This window comes from Kitasatospora sp. MAP5-34 (assembly GCF_029894335.1).
Taxonomy (GTDB): domain Bacteria; phylum Actinomycetota; class Actinomycetes; order Streptomycetales; family Streptomycetaceae; genus Kitasatospora.
This window is the reverse complement of the sequence record NZ_JARXZC010000019.1, coordinates 1-18,561: the sequence shown is the minus strand read 5'-3', so window position 1 is coordinate 18,561 and position 18,561 is coordinate 1. Positions and strand designations below refer to the sequence as shown.

The 18,561-nt window shown below is 71.0% G+C and carries 10 protein-coding genes; 4 read left to right on the top strand and 6 right to left on the bottom strand.

Annotated elements, in window-relative coordinates:
• Positions 1 to 21 precede the first annotated feature (21 nt).
• Positions 22 to 2,196, bottom strand: a complete 2,175-nt coding sequence (locus tag P3T29_RS17300) for an MMPL family transporter (RefSeq protein WP_280717378.1) — start codon at positions 2,194 to 2,196, stop codon at positions 22 to 24.
• Positions 2,197 to 2,450: 254 nt separating this feature from the next.
• Between P3T29_RS17300 and P3T29_RS17295 the strand changes: the two genes are divergently transcribed.
• Entirely contained in the window at positions 2,451 to 3,095 is a 645-nt protein-coding gene (locus P3T29_RS17295; RefSeq protein ID WP_280717377.1) for a dihydrofolate reductase family protein, read from the top strand.
• A 202-nt stretch (positions 3,096 to 3,297) separates the two neighbouring features.
• Here P3T29_RS17295 and P3T29_RS17290 read toward each other — a convergent pair whose 3' ends face one another.
• A complete protein-coding gene (locus P3T29_RS17290; protein WP_280717376.1) occupies positions 3,298 to 3,888 on the bottom strand; it encodes a helix-turn-helix domain-containing protein in 591 nt (196 codons plus the stop codon).
• A gap of 120 nt (positions 3,889 to 4,008) precedes the next feature.
• Here P3T29_RS17290 and P3T29_RS17285 point away from each other — a divergent pair, with 120 nt between their 5' ends.
• Complete coding sequence (locus tag P3T29_RS17285; RefSeq protein WP_280717375.1) at positions 4,009 to 5,427, top strand: MFS transporter; 1,419 nt, start codon at positions 4,009 to 4,011, stop codon at positions 5,425 to 5,427.
• 149 nt (positions 5,428 to 5,576) lie between these two features.
• Here the strand turns inward: P3T29_RS17285 and P3T29_RS17280 are convergent, their stop codons facing one another.
• Complete coding sequence (locus P3T29_RS17280; RefSeq protein WP_280717374.1) at positions 5,577 to 6,260, bottom strand: pyridoxamine 5'-phosphate oxidase family protein; 684 nt, start codon at positions 6,258 to 6,260, stop codon at positions 5,577 to 5,579.
• 108 nt (positions 6,261 to 6,368) lie between these two features.
• Positions 6,369 to 7,352, bottom strand: coding sequence for a hypothetical protein (locus P3T29_RS17275; protein ID WP_280717373.1), 984 nt, complete (start codon positions 7,350 to 7,352; stop codon positions 6,369 to 6,371).
• Between the two features lie 321 nt (positions 7,353 to 7,673).
• Here P3T29_RS17275 and P3T29_RS17270 point away from each other — a divergent pair, with 321 nt between their 5' ends.
• Positions 7,674 to 8,168, top strand: a complete 495-nt coding sequence (locus P3T29_RS17270; protein WP_280717372.1) for a peptidylprolyl isomerase — start codon at positions 7,674 to 7,676, stop codon at positions 8,166 to 8,168.
• A 144-nt stretch (positions 8,169 to 8,312) separates the two neighbouring features.
• On the opposite strand, the gene P3T29_RS17265 is transcribed toward P3T29_RS17270, so the two are convergent.
• Both P3T29_RS17265 and P3T29_RS17260 read right to left on the bottom strand, forming a co-directional pair.
• Positions 8,313 to 9,656 (bottom strand): salicylate synthase, encoded by a 1,344-nt coding sequence (locus tag P3T29_RS17265; RefSeq protein WP_280717371.1) that lies wholly within the window; start codon positions 9,654 to 9,656, stop codon positions 8,313 to 8,315.
• A gap of 80 nt (positions 9,657 to 9,736) precedes the next feature.
• Positions 9,737 to 11,347 carry an AMP-binding protein gene (locus tag P3T29_RS17260; RefSeq protein ID WP_280717370.1) on the bottom strand — a complete coding sequence of 537 codons (1,611 nt, stop codon included), beginning with the start codon at positions 11,345 to 11,347 and terminating at the stop codon, positions 9,737 to 9,739.
• A 20-nt stretch (positions 11,348 to 11,367) separates the two neighbouring features.
• Here P3T29_RS17260 and P3T29_RS17255 point away from each other — a divergent pair.
• A partial coding sequence (locus P3T29_RS17255) for an amino acid adenylation domain-containing protein (protein WP_348532836.1) occupies positions 11,368 to 18,561 on the top strand: 7,194 nt, incomplete at its 3' end.

Below are 18,561 nucleotides of genomic sequence, written 5' to 3'. Positions count from 1 at the left end.
CTGTCTCCGGCGACGACCCCGTCATTCCTGGGCCAGCTGGTGTTCCAGCTTCTCGCCCTCGATGTCGGGGTCGGGGACGTACTTGGCGAACCACTGCGGGTGGTACCAGACCTTCGAGCGGACGATCGCCAGTACGGCGGGCACCAGGGTCAGGCGGACGACGAAGGCGTCGAGGAAGACGCCCGCCGCGAAGCTGAAGCCGATGGCCTTGATGGTCGGATCCTTGCTGAACATGAAGGCCACGAAGATCGAGAACATGATCAGCGCGGCAGCGGTCACCACGCGTGCCGACAGACCGGTGCCGCGTTCGACGGCGCCCCGGGCGTCACCGGTCTTCGTGAAGTCCTCCTTGATCCGGGAGACGACGAAGACCTCGTAGTCGCTGGAGAGGCCGAAGATGATGGCGAGCATGATGATCGGCAGGAAGCTGATCGTCTCGGCCTTGGTGATGCCGAAGACCCGCTGGCCCCAACCCCACTGGAACAGCGCGACCTGCATTCCGAACGCGGCCGAGACCGACAACAGGAAGCCGACGATCGACTTGATCGGGACCAGGATCGTCCGGAACGCGAACGTCAGCAGGATGAACGCCAGACCGACCACGACCACCAGGAACACCGGCAGCGCCGAGGACAGTTTGGCGGACACGTCGATGTTGGAGGCCGTGACACCGCCGACGAGGACGTTCGCGCCGCTCGTCCCCTCGATCACGGCCCGACTGTCGCGCAGGGTGTGGACCAGGTCGGCGGTGACCGGGTCGCTCGGGCCGGTCGTGGGGACGACACGGATGACCGCGAGCCCGTTGGAGAGGGCCACCTGGGTTGCCGCCGCGACGCCGGGGATCCCGCTCAGCGTGGTCGTCATGGTCTGCGCCGTCTGGGGCGAGGTGACACCGTCCGCGACCACCTGGAGCGGGCCGTTGAATCCCGGGCCGAAGGCTGCGGTCGTCAGGTCATAGGCCCTGCGCGAGGTGTCGGAGGTCGGCTTGGAGGAACCACTCGGCAGTCCCAGCTGCACGTCCAGGGCCGGCACCGCGAGCAGCAGGAGCAGGGCGACGCCGCCGATCAGGACCGGAATCCGGAAGCGGACGACGAACCGGGCCCAAGCAGCGCCAGAGGTCTTCTGAGGTGTGGTGGCCGCCGTCACCGCGACGTCCTCGTGATGCCCCGGGCGCAGCGGTGTGTTGATGAAGTTCGTGACCTTCTCGCCCGCGAAGCCGAGCATGGCGGGGAGCAGGGTGAGCGAGATCAGCAGGGCGATGGCCACCGCTGCGGCCGCGGCCAGTCCCATGATGGTCAGAAAGGGGATGCCGACGACGGACAGGCCGCAGAGCGCGATGACGACGGTCAGTCCGGCGAAGACCACCGAGCTGCCGGCCGTGCCGGCCGCCAGGCTCACCGATTCCTCCACCGCGCGGCCCTGCAGCAGGTTGTTGCGGTGCCGGGACAGGATGAACAGGCCGTAGTCGATGCCACAGGACAGGCCCAGCATCAGGGCGACGGTCGTCGAGGCGGAGGCGATGGTGACGACCGAGGCGATGGCGGTGACGCCGGTCAGGGTGATGGCCACGCCGATGACCGCGGTGAGGATCGGCAGTCCGGCGGCCACGAACGCGCCGAACGTGATCAGCAGGATGATGAACGCGACGACCAGGCCGACGAGTTCCGGGAGTTCCGACGGCGCGAGTCGCCAGCCCGGGTAGACGCTGCCGGAGTACTCGACCTGGACGCCCGCCTCCCGGGCCGGAGCGACGGCGGCCTGGACCGCGTTGAGCGTGGCGTCCGTCACGTCGGCCGGCTGCGCGGTGAACTGCACTTGGCCGAGCGCGACCTGACTGTTCGGGGAGACCGCCTTCGCCTGGAACGGGTCCGAGGCCGAGGCCACCTGCGGGGCCTTTGCCAGATTCGCGACCGAGGCCTCGATCCCGGCCTTCGGCCCCGGATCGGTGACCTTGGCCGCCCCGTGCGTGGCGAAGACGACCTGCGTCTGACCGCCGGCCAGGGCCGGCAGCTTGGCCGTGAGCAGGTCCACGACCCGCTGCGACTCGGTGCCGGGGATGGTGAAGTTGTCGTTCGTCTTGCCACCACTCGCGACCGAGACGGCGATCGTGGCAACTGCGGCGACGAGCCACAGGCTCAGCACCAGGCGCCGTCGCCGGAACGCCCACTGGGCCAGCCGGAACAAGTAGGTGGACACGCGCTCACCGTCACACACCACGCCCCCGGCCTGCCCACCGGGCTGCGCCGTCCGGGGTACTCCCCGGCAGGCCGTCGAACGCACCGGTCCAGCGGACGTGACCTGTGGAGTGTCCGACATCGGATACCGGTCCATCCTGGAGACGATGCATGGAGACGAAGCAGCGTTGGGGATCGTTGTTGTGCCGGACGCGGCGATGAGTTTTCGCGGCCCGGAGAGTCTCACCACCGTTGTCGACACCACAGGAGGAACACGTGGCTCAGCTACTGAGAGTCCAGAACATCACCGTCTCGAGTGACGGGATCGGTGCCGGTGAGGACCAGACCCTCGAGAGGCCGTTCGGTCATGTCGATCCCGGGAGGCTGTTCTCCTGGGCCGGCGCCACGGCGAGCTGGCCCATCCGCACCGAGCCCGGCGGGAGCCGTGGTCTCGACGACTACTTCACGCGGGACTTCGCCCGCAACATCGGCGCCGAGATCATGGGCCGCAACAAGTTCGGACCCCAGCGCGGGCCCTGGCAGGACCATGACTGGCTCGGCTGGTGGGGCGAGGTGCCCCCGTTCCACACCCCGGTGTTCGTCATGACCCACCACAAGCGGCCTTCGTTCACGCTCTCCGACACCACGTTCCACTTCGTCGAGGGCGACCCGGCCACGGTCCTCGAACAGGCGCGGGAAGCGGCGCAGGGCAAGGACGTCCGACTCGGCGGCGGGGTTACCACCATCCGGCAGTTCCTCGACGCCGACCTCGTCGACACCATGCATGTGGTGGTCTCGCCGGTGAAGCTCGGGTCCGGAGTACGACTCTGGGAGTCACCCGATGAGCTGCTCGACCGGTTCCACCTCGAGGTCGTGCCCAGCCCGAGCGGCGTGACGCACCACCTGTTCTGGCGAAAGTGACACCAAGGCTCACTCGGGGATGTCAGCACAGCCGAGGCGGGCGTTTCAGTAACTGACCGTGTAGTTGCGGGCGAGCTACCGATCCAGGCCGCGGTGCTCGCCCGCAACTATCGAACAACCACGGGCACCCTGGCAGGCCACTGGCCCGCAGGCTCCCGCATCGCGCAGTTCCTCTCGCCCTGGTCCGTGGCTGATCGGCTGCCTACCGGCCGATCTGCTGGACGCCGCGCACGCCGTCCAGGGCGATCCCCAGCACCCGGTCACGCTGTTCGTCGTCGGGGAAGACGACCGAGCTGATGCCGGAGACGAGACGCAGCAGGTCGTCGATGCTCATGTCCGACCGCACCTCCCCGGCCTCCTGTGCACGTTCGAGCAGCGGTGTGCACGCGTCGTACATCGACTGGCGGCAGGCCAGGAAGACGCCGGTCTCCTCCCCCTCCAGTGCGTCCCGGATGGCGCGCTTGGTCACGGTGTAGGCGACGAACCGGCGCAGCCAGCCGGTCAGCGCCTCCCATGGCGGCTCGGCGGACAGTTCCTCGGCCACCAAACACAGTTCGTCGACCTCGTTGGCGTAGACCGCCTCGAACAGGTGCCTGCGAGTGGGGAAGTTCCGGTAGAGGGTGCCGATGCCGACACCCGCGCGGCGGGCGATGTCCTCCAGCGAGGCCTCCGCGCCGTGCTCGGCGAAAGCCTCGCGGGCGGCGACCAGCAGCGCGTCGAAGTTGCGCGCGGCGTCGGCGCGGCGCGGACGCTGGGCCGCGAGGAAGTCGCCGACGACGACCTGTTCCGGCACGAGGACCTCATTTCGGATATCCGATTGAAACGGAGGGATGCCTCCGCTAATCTGGAGGCGCACCTCCACTTTACCACCGGGGCCGTTGCCCGCCCCTCTCCCGCGTCCCGAGAAGGTTCGATGAACCGGCACTCCAATCGCCTCACCTTCGGCGTCCTCGCGACCGGCGCAGGCGTGTTCGCCCTGCTCCAGTCGCTGATCACGCCCGCCCTGCCGACGGTGCAGCACGCGATGCACACCTCACAGGCCACCGTCACGTGGGTGATGACCGCCTATCTGCTCTCCGCCTCGATCTTCACGCCGATCCTCGGCCGGGTCGGTGACCTGGTCGGCAAGAAGCGCACACTCGTCGCGGCGCTCGTCGCCCTCCTGGTCGGCTGCCTCGTCGCGGCCGTCGCTCCCGACATCACCGTGCTGATCGTCGCCCGGGTCATCCAGGGCATCGCCGGTGCGTTGTTCCCGCTCTCCTTCGGCATCATCCGCGACGAGTTCCCCGCCGCACGGGTGCCCGCGAGCATCAGCAACCTGTCCGCTGTCATCGCGGTGGGCAGCGGCCTCGGCATGGTCCTGGCCGGACCGATCGTCGGCGCGCTGGACTACCGCTGGCTGTTCTGGTTCCCCGTGATCATCGTCGCGATCACCGCACTGATCGCCCACCGGTACGTGCCCGAGTCGCCGAACCGTACCGAAGGAAGCGTCAACTGGCTTTCCTCCATACTGCTTTCGGGTTGGCTGGTGGCGCTGCTGCTGCCCATCAGCCAGGCCTCGAAATGGGGCTGGGGCTCCGCCACCGTGATCCTCCTGCTCGCGGCGGCCGTCGTCCTCTTCGCCCTCTGGGGCCTGGCCGAGGCCCGCTCGCGCAACCCGCTGATCGACCTGCGCATCATGCGCCTGCCGGCGGTCTGGACGACCAACACCGCCGCGCTGCTCTTCGGTGGCGGCATGTACGCGGTCTGGGCGTTCCTCCCCGGGTTCGCGCAGACCCCGTCCTCGGCGGGCTACGGGTTCGGGGCGAGCGTCACGGGTGCCGGACTGCTGATGCTGCCGATGCTCGTGGCCATGTTCGTCGCCGGCGTCCTCAGTGGACGGCTGGCCGGCCGCTTCCCCGCCAAGGCGCAGCTCACCACGGGCGCCGTCCTCGGCTCCGTCGCGTGCGCGATACTCGCCGCCTGGCACGGTCAGCCGTGGCAGGTCGCCCTGGCGGCAGGCGTGTTCGGCCTCGGCATCGGGCTGGCCTTCGCCTCGATGAGCAACCTGATCGTCCAGAGTGTCCCGGCGGCGCAGACCGGCGCGGCCACCGGCATGAACGCCAACATCCGCACCATCGGCGGTTCCATCGGCGCCGCCCTGATGACCGGCCTGGTCACCGGCCACCTCCAGCCCTCCGGCCGCCCCTACGCGTCGGGCTACACGAACGGCTTCGCCCTGCTCGCCATGTTCTGCCTGGCAGCCGCCCTGGCCGCCCTCCTTGTCCCGGGCCGCCGGGCCGTCCCGACCCCGGTCACCACCACCCCGCGACCGGCGACCGCCCGGAACTGACCCTCCGTCTGCCCGTCGACGGCCGCCCCGGCGGTCGGCGGCAGCGGGAACGGGAGCGCCCCAGGCGCCGGACCGGGCGGTGGGCCGCCGCGCCGACGCCGCTCGCGCACCTGGCAGGGCAGGCGCAGAGCCGCCCTGCCAGGTGAAGGTCACAGGGTGCCGATGCGGCGGCCGGTGACCCGGGCCGGAACGACACGGATCCACAGGTTTCGCGCGCCACCCGCCCACGGCTTGGCCTCGTCCACTTCCGCGAGCCGCTGGACGGTGTCCGGGTCGGTGAGGTGTTCGGCCGTGCCGACGATCAGGACGCTCCAGCCCTGGCTCAGTTGGTCGTCCACGTGGTCGACCTCGAAGGCGACCTCGTGGCCCACGGCCGCCGCCGTCACGTGGCCGGGTGCCGTCCGGTAGACGATCGTGCCCGAGTCCACGAGGTAGTTCACCGGCAGAACGGCGGGCCCGGCGTCGCCGGACAGGGCCACTCGCCCGATTCCGTGCTCGCCGAGCCTGTCCCAGCATTCGGGTGTCGTGAGCTTCATCAGTACCGGGTGCGGCGCGGCCGGAGCCTGCCCCGGCGGAGCGTCCGTACGGCCTTCCAGCAGCTCCCGGTATGTCACCTGCAGGACGGCGGCCACCCGCAGGAGGGCCCCGGGGTCGAAGTCCGTGCCGACTTCTGTCAGGTGCTGGAGGTAGCGCGGGGACATCCCCGCCCGCTTCGCCACCTGCTCGCCGGTGAGCCCGAGCGCCTGGCTCCGCAGCGCGATGCGCCGGCCGATGCCGCCGGGGCCGGCCGACACCCCGGCCGACTCGTCACTGGGCGCGGTGTTCTCATCCACGACCGTCCACCTCCTCCCGTCCGTTCGTCCGTCCGTCGAAGTCGATCGACTTCGGATTCTTCCGGTCGGCGGGTGCTGGATCGGTACGGCGCGCCGTCGGACACCTCCTCAGGTGTCGGTGTCCAGCACCCGCGACACCGGCAGCCGGGGCGTGGCCGCACCCTCCGGTCCGTACCCGAGGCGGATCAGCATCTGTACGTGCCCGGGCCCGCGCTCCGGGTCACGGGTGGACCAGCGGAGGTAGGGCCACTCCATGGCCTGGTGCAGCAGGGAGGCCCGCACCTGGTGCACCGTGGCCAGGAGCAGGACGTGCTCCAGCGCCATCCCGGTGCGCAGCCAGTCGGCCGGCCGGTCGTGGTCGGTGGCGAGGACGGTGATGCAAGGCTCGGCCTCGAAGGGAGCGGCGGGGATGTGCTCGGCCGGGCGGAGAGCGGCGAAGTCCCGCATCGGCAACTGTCCGGCGGAGTCCTGCGGCCCGAGCGCGGAGGCCGGGATACCGTACGGCTCGCTGCCCGGGCCCTGGATCCAGCTGCGGCTCTCCGCGCTGCGCGCCGGGTCGGTGGTGCTACGCCGCTCGGCCTCGGCGGTCAGTTCCAGCAGCCGGTGTGTCTCCTCGGGGCTCGGCAGGTAGAGCGTCGCGTCCTCGGCACGGGCGGCCTCGACCAGCTCGTCGAGCAGGGCGGCGGGGACCGGGGGGCCGGTGAACGGGGTGCGGATGGTGTGCCGGTGCCAGATGGCCTGGTACAGCTCGTCGGTGGCGGGCAGCGCGGCGGCGGAGCGGGCATCCAGCCTGACGGCTGCCAGCAGGTCGGGTTCGGCCGGGTCCGGCAGCAACCGCACCTCCGGCGACCAGCCGAGGTGGCGGGCGGCGGTGTGCAGGTTGAACACGGCGGCACCGACCGAGATGTGCAGTGCGCGGCCCCCGGGGTCGGTGTCCGGAACCGCGCGTTCGCGGGCGGCCCGCACCTCAAGGGTGGCGGTCTCGGGGCGCGGCCGGTAGTGCCAGGGCTGGGTGTTGTGGATGGAGGGGGCGGCCGCCGCGGCGGAGACGAGCTTCTCCACTGCCGTGGCGTCGAGAGCCAAAGTGGCCATGGTGGGGTCCTCTGTCCCGCGGCGGCCGGTACCCGGTCAGCCGCTGGTCGTTTGCCGGTGGTGTCGAGAGCCTGCGCCCTCACTACCATCGTGCGCCCCCGGCTCAACAGGACCGACCCGCCCCGCCACCTCGGCCGGAACGACCGGCGCGGAGCGGACCGGCAGCCCCGGTTCCTCGGCATCGCCGTCACCTGCACCAGCCCGGGCGGCGGCAGCGCACCGCCCGGATCAGCGACAAGTCGACACCCCCGGGGCGTCCGACAGCGTGAAACCGTCGACCACCTACCGCACCCGCGTGCGGGTAGTGACAGGATGGACCCCATGAGCAACGTCTACTTCGACATCAACATCAACGGCGAGGCCGCCGGCCGTATCGTCTTCAACCTCTTCGACGAGGTCGTCCCGAAGACCGCCCAGAACTTCCGCGAGCTCGCCACCGGCCAGCACGGCTTCGGCTACGCGGGCTCGCCGTTCCACCGCGTCATCCCGGAGTTCATGCTCCAGGGTGGCGACTTCACCAACCAGAACGGCACCGGCGGCAAGAGCATCTACGGCGCGAAGTTCGCGGACGAGAACTTCCAGCTGAAGCACGACCGCCCGTTCCTGCTGTCGATGGCGAACGCCGGCCGCAACACCAACGGCTCGCAGTTCTTCATCACCACGGTCGTCACCCCGTGGCTCGACGGCAAGCACGTCGTCTTCGGCGAGGTCGTCGAGGGCTCCGAGCTGGTCCAGCAGATCGAGAAGCTGGGCTCCCCCTCGGGCTCCACCCGCGCCAAGATCGAGATCGCGGCCTCCGGCGTCGTCGAGAGCTGATCCACCCCTTCTTCCGCAATGACGGCGGCTCCATCCGACTCGGATGGAGCCGCCGTCACGTAATGCCCGCCGTCACGTAATGCCCGCCGCCGCACTGCTCACAGCCTGAACGCCGCAGACCGGGGCCAGGCGGAGCGCCGGGCGCTAGGACGTGCGGGCAGGTACCAGATACGCCGCAACGCTGCGCAGCTTCTCGCACGTCTCCTCCAGCTCGCGTGCCGGGACGGACTGCGCCACGATCCCCGCCCCCGCGCGCAGCCAGGCCTGTCCGGCTTCCTCGTACACCGCGCGCAGCACCAGAGCGGCATCGAGCGCGCCGGTGGCGTCGACGGTCAGCATCGCGCCCCCGTACATCTCACGTGGAGCCTGTTCGTACTGTCGGATGGCGGCGACGGCGGCGGGCTTGGGCACGCCGGTGGCGGTGATCGCGGGGAACAGCGCGGTGAACGCGTCCCAGCAGTTCAAACCCGCCGAGAGCCGGCCGGAGAGCCCCGAGGCCAGGTGCTGCACGGTACCGCGCTCCTTGACGACCATGTACTCGTCGATCGTGACGCTGCCGGCCTCGCACACCGTGCCGAGCTCCTCGCGCGCGGCCTCCACCGAGATCCGGTGTTCGTGGATCTCCTTCGCGTCGCCGAGCAGTTCGGCGCGCAGCCGCTGGTTCTCGGCGGCGGAGTCGGTGCGGGCCCTGGTGCCCGCCAGTGGCTGGGTCCGTACCAGGCCGTCGGCGGAGACCGTGACGACCAGCTCCGGGCTGAAGCCGGCCGCCCGCAGGCCGCCCAGGTCGAGCAGGAACGACCGGGCCGGGGTGTTGTTGAGCCGACCGAGTACGAAGGTGTCCACCAGGTCGATCGCGCCGGGCACCGGGACGACCCTGCTGAGCACGACCTTGTCGACCGATCCGGCGGCGATGTCGGCCAGCACCTCGGCCACCAACTTCCGGTACTGGCCGCCGTCGGCAGCCAGATCGAGCCCGGGCACACCCCCCGCCGGGCCGGGACCGGTCGGCGTTTCGGAGATCAGCGCGGCGAGCCGGGCCGGTGCGTCCTGGCCGGTGGTCCGGAGCAGCGCCCGACCGGCCGTCAACCTGACCTCGTCCCTTGGGACAATCAGGTGCAGAAGCGGAGTTGACGTACCATCAGGAAATCCGTCCGGGAACCCGCCGGCCTCGGCGGCCGCCAGGTCGAACGCCGCCCAGCCGTACGCGCGCCAGCCCTCCACCGGCAGCCCGTCGAGCAGGGCGGCGACCACGGGCAGGGGCCGGCCGTGCCAGACGATACTGCGCCGGTCCGCGCCGCAGACGTAGTGGACGAGCTGCCGGTCGACCACGATCTCCGCCAGCGTTCCCACCCCGAAGCTCCAGGTGTCGCCCCGCTCATGGACGACCTGGGTCTCGCCCCGGTGCGACCTGGCCAGTCGCGCGGCCACCAGCAGCGGGTCGTGCGGTGCGTCGACCTCGGTCTCCCGGTAGTGCTGACGTGGAGTCATGGCTTCTCCCTCACGGCTCTTCGCTCTGTTGGATTCACGCGCGGTCGGATCACGCTGGTCGGATGCACGCACGGTCGGATTCACGCGCGCGCGAGGCGTTCCGCACGCAGTTTCGCGGCGATACCGGTCGCGAGTTCGCGCTTGTCGACCTTGCCCACGCCGGTACGCGGGAGCACGTCCACGACCTCGAGCCGGTCGGGCAGCTTGTACGCGGCCAGCCCCCGGCCGCGCAGGAAGGCGGCCAGCTCACCCAGGGCCGGCGGGGTGCCCTGCGGTACGACGTACGCACAGGTCCGTTCACCGAGCAGTCCGTCCGGCATACCGACGAGCGCGACCTGGGCGATCAGCGGGTGGGCCGACAGGTGGTCCTCGACCTCGGCGGCGGGCACCTTCTCGCCGCCCCGGTTGATGACGTCCTTGACCCGCCCCTCGACGACCAGGTGGCCGGTCGGAGTGATCCGTACCAGGTCGCCCGTGCGGTAGTAGCCGTCCGTGGTGAAGGCGGTGGCGTCGTACTCGGGTGCCCGGTAGTAGCTCCGGATCGTGTACGGGCCGCGTACGAGCAGCCGGCCGACGTCACCGGGCGCGACCTCGTGGTCGTCGCCGTCCACCACCCGGAGTTCGTCCGCTGCCGCGAGGGGGCGGCCCTGGGTGGAGAACACGGTCTCCTCGGGATCATCGGGCCGGGTGAAGCAGAGCAGGCCCTCGGCCATGCCGAACACCTGCTGGAGCCGGCAGCCCAACTCCGGCCCGACCCGCGCGGCGTCGGCCCGGCTCAACCTGGCGCCACCGACCTGCAGCAGGCGCAGGCTGGACAGGTCGGCCTCGGTCCAGGCGGCCTCCGCCAGCCAGAGCGTGAGCAGTGGCGGAGTGAGCGCGGACACCGTCACCCGCTGCCGTTCGATCAGCGGGAACAGCTGGTCCGGGGCCGCGTCCGGGGCGAGCACGACCGTGCCACCGACCGCCAGCGTGCCCAGCACGCCCGGGCAGCCGAGAGCGAAGTTGTGCGCGACGGGCAGCGCCGCCAGGTAGACGCCGGCCTCGTCCAGGCCGCACAGTGCGGCACTCTCCGTGACGTTGTAGACGTAGTCCCGGTGCGTCCTGGGAATGAGTTTCGGCGTACCCGTCGTCCCACCCGACAACAGGAGCAGCGCCAGGTCCGCCGAGTTCGGTCCGGGGAATTCGGTTTCCTCCCGACCGGGCGGGAGATCGGTATCACCCTGAAGTAGGAATACGTCGTCGGAATGCGCGGCGAGAGGTCTGTCCGTGTTCCCCTCGACCAGGATATGGCGCAGCCCGTAATTCCCCCGGCGCACCTCCTCCGCCAGGGGAATGAAGTCGAATCCGGCATGCCTGCGAGGGATGGCGTAGCCCACCGCCTCGGTCATCTTACACAGATGATCGATCTCGCTTCTACGATGCCCCGGCAGGGCGAGGACCGGAATCACCCCCAGGCGAAAAAGGGCGAAGATCAGAAGTATGAATTCGACGCAGTTGGGGAGTTGAACGACGATCCGGTCGCCGGCCACCAGGCCCAGCCGGGCCAGTCGCCCGGCCAGCCGCCCGACGGCGCGGTCGAGCTCGCCGTAGCTGGTGACGTGCCCGGCGGGCGAGACCAGCGCCGGCCGATCGGGGCGCCGCCCGGCCTGCTCGCGCAGTAGTGCATCAAGGGTGCCCGCTCTGGATTTCATCCCACTTATCCGAATATTCCATGAGTAGCCGCATTGAGAGGCCGCATGCAGTCGTCCACAATCCAACTGGCGGGCCCCGCCACACTTTAGCGCCATTTTCATTCAGCACCGCACACGGGGACAGCTTTTGCCGGAAGCGGGAAGGTTGGTGTATTAGTTTCTGGACGGACAACCTTCGATGTGGCGCAGTAGGACAAGTACACTGCTATCCGAGCGATGGGCGAGGGATGCTTTCACCGCAGCATGGGATTTCGGCCACCGAACATGAGGCGCTACCGGCCCTCCGCCAATCGATTGCACCGGACGCAATCAGAAATGCGGTCGCCGGCCTGCTCGACTGCAGGCCGCAGGACCTCGGGGACACCGCCAACCTGGCCGAGCTCGGCATGGACTCGATCCGGCTGATGAGCCTGGCCGGCTGGCTGCGCCGACAGGGCGTCCCGGTCACCTTCCTCACGCTGGCGGAATGCCCGACGATCGCCGAGTGGTCGGCCCTGACCGACGCGCACGTGCCGGAACCACGGTCGCAGAGCGCGTCCGCCGCAGCGGACGGGACGGACGGGGTCGGCGGGACGGGCGGGGTCGGTAGGACGGGCGGGGTCGGCGGGAGCAGCACGGCCGACGGGACGGCCAGGGTCGGCGGGACGGGCGTCGCGGAGGTCGATCCGGTCGCGCCCTTCCCGTTGACGCCGGTTCAGCACGCCTACTGGATCGGGCGGCGCGACGACCAGGTGCTCGGCTCGGTGGGCTGCCATGCCTACTTCGAGTTCGACGGCTCGGGCATCGTCCCCGAGCGGCTCGAAACCGCCGTACGCGCCGTGATCGCCCGCCATGGCATGCTCCGGGCCCGCTTCCTGGCGGACGGCAGTCAGCAGATCATGCCGACCGGCCGGTGGCCCGGCCTGGTGGTGCACGAGCTCCGGGACCTGCCGGAGCAGCCGGCGTCCGAGCGGCTGGCAGCCGTCCGGGACGCCCTCTCGCACCAGCGGCTCCGCGTGGAGCTGGGCGAGGTGCTGGATGTCCAGCTCTCGCTGCTGCCCGGTGGCGCCACCCGCATCCACCTCGGTATCGATCTGCTGGTCGCGGATGTCGAGAGCATCAGGATCCTGTTGGCCGACCTCGCCCGCGCCTACGGCTCACCCGATTCCCCTCAACTCCCCGAGCCGGCAGACGACTTCTGCTTCGCGCACTACCTCGCCGACCGCTCGGCCCACCGCGCCGAAGCGCACCGGGAAGCGCAGGCGTACTGGCAGGGCCGCCTCGCCGAACTCCCGGACGGGCCGGGCCTGCCACTGGCCGCCGACCCGGCCCGGCTGGGCAGGCCTCGCTTCACCCGGCGACGGCACCGCCTGGAGCCAGACGCCTGGCAACGGTTCAGCCACCGCGCGCGCCAGGGCGGTACGACTCCGGCGATGGCGCTCGCCGCCGCGTACGCCGAGGTGCTCGGAGCGTTCAGCGAAAGCCCCCGATTCCTGCTCAGCCTGCCGCTGTTCGACCGCGACGCGGTCCACCCGGCCGTCCAGGGCATGGTGGCCGATTTCACCAATCTTCTGCTGCTCACAGTGGACGTCTCCACCGAAGTGCCGTTCCTGGAGCGCGCCCGTTCGTTGCAGGCCGAGTTCAGAGCCGCCGCCGCGCACAGCGCCTACTCCGGCGTGGAGGTGCTGCGCGACCTGGCCCGTGCCCACGGGGGCGAGCCGAGGCGCGCACCCGTCGTATTCGCCTGCACTCTGGGGGACGAACTCGTCGAGAGCGAAGTACGGTCGACCATCGGCGAGTTGGGCTGGATGATCTCGCAGACCCCACAGGTATGGCTGGACCACCAGGTGTACGAGTCGCGGGGTGGCGTCGAGCTGTGCTGGGACTCGGTCGACGACCTCTTCCCAGCCGGGCTGGTCGACGACATGTTCGACAGCTACCGGGAGTTGGTCGACCGCCTCGCCTCCGAGAAAGCCGAGGACGCCGAGGACGCCGAGGAGGCGGGCTGGACCGGGCCCGCCCGACCGGCCCCGCTGCCCCGGCAGCTGGCCGTCCGCGCGCGTGCCAACGCCACCGCCATGCCACGCTCGGGCCGTCGCCTGCACGAGGGCTTCTTCGACCGCGCCGTGCAGCAGCCGGACAGCCCCGCACTGCTCTGGGGCACCGAAAGCGACAGCGGCAGCAACAGCGACTCGGCGATGAGCTACGGCACGCTGGCGCGGCGTGCGCTCGGCGTGGCCGCCGTGCTGCGCGAGCGCGGACTACAGGTCGGCGAAGCCGTGGCCGTCTCGGTTGCCCGGGGTGCCGATCAGATCGCGGCGGTGCTCGGGGTGCTCGCCGCCGGCGGCACGTACGTACCCGTGGGCATCGACCAGCCCGCCCGGCGGCGGCAACGGATCCTGGAACGAGCCGGTGTCCGGCTGCTGGTGGCCGGGCCCGGTGCTGACAACGGCCTCCCGGTAGCAGTGTCGGCGCTCGACATCGCGACGGCGTGCGAGCACCCGCCGCTCGCGGGGCCCGTTCCGGTGCCGGCCGATGCGCCCGCCTACGTGATCTTCACCTCGGGCACCACCGGCGAGCCGAAGGGCGTCTCGGTGGCCCACGACGCGGCCGTCAACACCATCGATGACCTGGGCGAACGCTTCGCGGTCGGTCCCGCCGACCGGGTGCTCGGTGTCTCCGCGCTCGACTTCGACCTGTCGGTCTACGACATCTTCGGTCTGCTGTCGGCCGGCGGCGCCCTGGTGCTCGTAGGCGAGGCGCAGCGGCGCGACCCCCTGGCCTGGGCCGAGCTGATCGCGCGTCATCGCGTGACGATCTGGAACTCGGTGCCGGTCCTGCTCGACATGCTGCTCACCGCAACCGAAACCGCGACCGCGACCGGGGTCGAACCGGACCCGGAACGGCTGCGGCTGCGGCTGGCGCTGGTGTCCGGCGACTGGATCGGCCTCGACCTGCCCGGGCGGCTCGCCCAGCAGACCAGCAAGACCTGCCGCTTCGTCGCCCTCGGCGGTGCGACCGAGGCGTCGATCTGGTCGAACCTGTTCGAGGTGACCGAAATCCCCGCGACCTGGACGTCCGTCCCGTACGGGTTCCCCCTGCGCAACCAGCGCTTCCGGGTGGTCGGACCGAACGGCGCCGACCGCCCCGACCAGGTGGCCGGCGAGCTGTGGATCGGAGGCGCGGGCGTGGCACTCGGCTACCTCGGTGACCCGGCACTCACGGCGGACAGGTTCGTCACCCACGAGGGTGGCCGCTGGTACCGGACGGGTGACCGGGGACGGTACTGGCCTGACGGCACGCTGGAGTTCCTGGGCCGGATCGACCGCCAGGTCAAGATCCGTGGCGTACGCACCGAGCTGGGCGAGGTCGAGGCCGCGCTCCAGGCGCACCCCGCGATCGGCCGGTGCACGGTCCTCACGGTCGGCGACGGCGCGGCCAAGCGGCTGGTGGCGGTGGCCACGCCGAAGGCCGGGCCCGGCCGCACAGCCGGCCACGTCGAACCCGTCGACCCTGCCGACACTGTCGACACCGCCTGCGGCTCGGTGCCGGGCCCGCGGACGGTGGACGGACCCGAACCTGACGCCCTCGAAGTGGAGTGGACCGAAGCCGACTTGACCGAAGCCGAGTTGACCGACCCCGAAGCCCGCGTGGTCGAGTCCTTCCTCGCCCGCCTCGCAGCCGCTGAAGCAGGAGTCACCTCCACACCCACCCCACTCGCCGAACTGGCCCGGAACTGGGGCGCGTTGCCCGAGTGGCAGCCGCTGCTCCGGCTCTGGTTCGACTGGCTCGCCACCCGTGGTGTGCTTACGCGGTCTCCGCACGGCTACGCCATCACCCGCCGTCCCGACCCCACCCCGGTGCCCTTCACCGGAAAGCTCGCCACGGTCGCGGAGCGGCTCGAGCAGCGGCTGGCGGACCTCGCCGCCGCCGTACGAGGCGAGTTGGATCCCCTCACGCTGGTCGACGACCCGCTGCTGGCGCCCGAATCGCTCGCCGCCTGCTCTCCCGGCGCGGATCGCGCGCTGGACGCGCTGGCCGCCGAACTCCCCAACGGGGTGCCAGCCTTGGAGGTAGCCGTACTCGGAGCCGGTGGCGGGCGCACCGCACTGCGACTGGCCACCGAACACGGCCGCCACCACTACACCTTGCTCGACGAGTCCAGTACCAGACTCGGAGCGGCGGCGGAGCTACTTGCCAATCTCCCAGGTGAGTTCACCTACCGTCAGTTGACGAACAATCAACTGACGGGCGAGCTTCTGAGCCGATTCGACGTGGTGGTGACCGACAACGCCCTGCACGCGTACGCCGACCCGGCGACCGGCGTGGGGCTGGCCGCGCTGCTGCTCGCGCCCGGCGGGCTACTGCTGGCGCTGGAGCGGACGGTACTCCCGCCGCTCGCCCTGATCGCCGCCGCCCTGCCGACCCTCGGTTTCACCCGGCTCGACCCGGCCCGCCGTGAACGCCGCACCCCGCTGCTGCCGGTCGCGGACTGGCGCCGCCTGCTGGCGGAGACCGGCCTCGACCCGTCCCCGGCCCACCCCGGCGGCGGCCAGGGTTCGACGGCCCTCCCCGACGGGCACGTACTGCTGCGCGCCACCAGGGCCCCGGCCGCCGGGCTGCCCACCGAGGCCGAGATCCGGGACTGGCTCGCCGCCCGACTGCCTGCCGCGATGATCCCGGACCAGGTGTTCGGCACCACTGCCCTACCACTCACCGCCAACGGCAAGGTCGACCACCCGGAGCTGGCGCGCCTGCTACCCGCCGCCGGGCCCGCCGACCCGACGGCCGGCGAGCCGCCGAGCGGTCCGGTGGAGATCGCGGTGGCCGCTGTCTGGTGCGAGGTGCTCGGCCTCACCCGGGTGAGCCGCGAGCAGAGCTTCTTCAGCCTGGGCGGTGACTCGCTGCTGGCCACCCGCCTGGTGAGCCGACTGCGCAACGCCGGGCTGTCCGTGGAACTGTCCGCTGTGTTCTCGTCCCCTGTCCTGAAGGATCTCGCCACACGCGTGACCCGCGTATCGGACGGACCGGTCACCACCGTCGTCGCCGATCCCGAGCACCGTCACGACCCCTTCCCACCCACCGACGTGCAACGCGCCTACTGGACCGGCCGCGCCGCCAGTCTGCCGCTGGGCGGGGTGGGCGCTCACTACTACGTCGAGTTCGACGGCACCGGGCTCGATCTCGGCCGTCTCGAAGCGGCCTGGAACCAGCTGATCGAGCGTCACGAAATGCTGCGGGCCGTCTTCGACGAGCACGGCGACCAACGCATCCTCGCTGACGTCCCCCAGGTGACGATCCCGGTCGAGCGGGCGCTCTCCGGGACCGCCGAGGAGGCACTCGCCGCGTTCCGCGCGGCCATGTCGCACCAGGTTCGCGACCCGGCTCACTGGCCGCTGATCGACCTGCGAGCGCTGGTCTACCAGCAGGACGGGGAGCAGCGCGTCCGGCTCGGGGTGAGCCTGGAGAACATCGTGCTCGACGGGCGCAGCATGATGATCGTGCTCACCGAGCTCGATCAGCTCTACCGGGCTCCGGACGCCTCGCTCCCGCCGGTCGACGGCCTGTCGTTCCGCGACTACCTGCTGCAAATCGCGCCCTCCCCCACCGAGCTGGACGCCGCCCAGCGGTACTGGACGGACCGGCTCACCGACCTGCCGCCGGCGCCCCAACTGCCGCTCGCCGCCCACCCGTCGGAGGTCACCGCGCCACACTTCGTCCGACGGTCGGGATTGCTGCCGACGGCCCGTTGGCAGGCCGTCGCCGCACAGGCCCGGGCGCACGGACTGACGCCGTCGGCCGTCCTGCTGGCCGGCTATGCCGAGGTGCTCGGGCGTTGGAGTACCCGTACCGATCTCACGGTCAACCTGACGCTGTTCGACCGGCAGGAGGTCCATCCGGCCGTCGACGACATCGTGGGCGACTTCACCTCACTGCTGCTCGTCGCCTACCAGCCCGAGCCGGGCGCCGGCTTCCTCGACCGGGCACGCGCTCTGCAGCAGCGCCTGGGAAGGGACTTGAGCCACCGCGCCTGGTCGGCGGTCCGGGTGGCACGCGAGCTGGCCAGGTCCGAGGGCGTACCGGACCGTGCGATGCCGGTGGTGTTCACCAGTGCGCTGGGCACCCCTCGCGGCCTGTCGCTCGACCTCGCCGAGTGGCTGCTGCCCCGGGTCTGGGGGGTCTCGCAGACCCCGCAGACCTGGCTCGACAACCAGGTCTACGACTCGGCCCAGGGGCTGCACTACGACTGGGACGCGGTGGAGCAGTTGCTGCCGTCCGGTGTCCTGGACGCGATGTTCGCCGCGTACGGACGCCTGCTGGACTGGCTCGCCGACTCCGACTGGGACGCGCCCGTACCCGACCTGCTGCCTGCGGCGCAGCGCGCCGTCCGGGCCCGCGTCAACGCCACGGCCGGGCCGCTGCCGAGCAGCGCGCTGCACGAGCCGTTCTTCGCGCGCGCCGAGCGGGAGCCGGACCGGACGGCCTGCCTCTGGGACGGCGCGCCCGGCGGTCGGCTCGGCGGTCGGCTCGGCTACGGCGCACTGGCGCTCCGGGCCAGGCGGATCGCCGCGCTGCTCGGCGCGTACGGCGTCGGTCCGGGCAGCGCGGTGGCGGTGCACCTGCCCAAGGGTCCGGATCAACTCGCGGCGGTTCTGGGCGTGTTGGCGGCCGGCGCCGCGTACGTGCCGGTGGGGGTGGACCAGCCCGCCGCACGGCGCGCGCGGCTCTACCGTGGCGCCGGGGTCGACTGCGTGCTGACCAGCACGGCGCGGCAGGAACAGGCGCCCGAAGGGGTCGCCGTGCTGTCCGTCGCGGACTGCGACGAGTACGAGCCGTTGGCGGGTCCGGTGGCGGTGGCGGGTGACGCGCTCGCCTACGTCATCTTCACCTCCGGCTCCACCGGCGAACCCAAGGGCGTCGAAATCACCCACCACGCCGCACTCAACACCGTCCAGGACATCAACGACCGCTACACCGTCGGCCCCGACGACCGCGTACTCGCCGTCTCCGCACTCGACTTCGACCTCTCCGTCTACGACATCTTCGGCCCCCTCTCAGCCGGCGGCGCACTCGTCCTCATCCACGAAGACCAACGCCGGGACGCCCAAGCCTGGCTCGAACTGACCAACCGTCACCACATCACAATCTGGAACAGCGTCCCCACCCTCCTCGACATGCTCCTCACCGCCACCGAAACCCAACAACCACCCACCCACCTCCGCCTCGCCCTCGTC

Bases quoted from the DNA above. Each gene is read 5' to 3' on its own strand.
- P3T29_RS17285 (WP_280717375.1), top strand. From the start codon at position 4,009: ATGAACCGGCACTCCAATCGCCTCACCTTCGGCGTCCTCGCGACCGGC.
- P3T29_RS17275 (WP_280717373.1), bottom strand. From the start codon at position 7,352: ATGGCCACTTTGGCTCTCGACGCCACGGCAGTGGAGAAGCTCGTCTCC.
- P3T29_RS17270 (WP_280717372.1), top strand. From the start codon at position 7,674: ATGAGCAACGTCTACTTCGACATCAACATCAACGGCGAGGCCGCCGGC.
- P3T29_RS17265 (WP_280717371.1), bottom strand. From the start codon at position 9,656: ATGACTCCACGTCAGCACTACCGGGAGACCGAGGTCGACGCACCGCAC.
- P3T29_RS17260 (WP_280717370.1), bottom strand. From the start codon at position 11,347: ATGAAATCCAGAGCGGGCACCCTTGATGCACTACTGCGCGAGCAGGCC.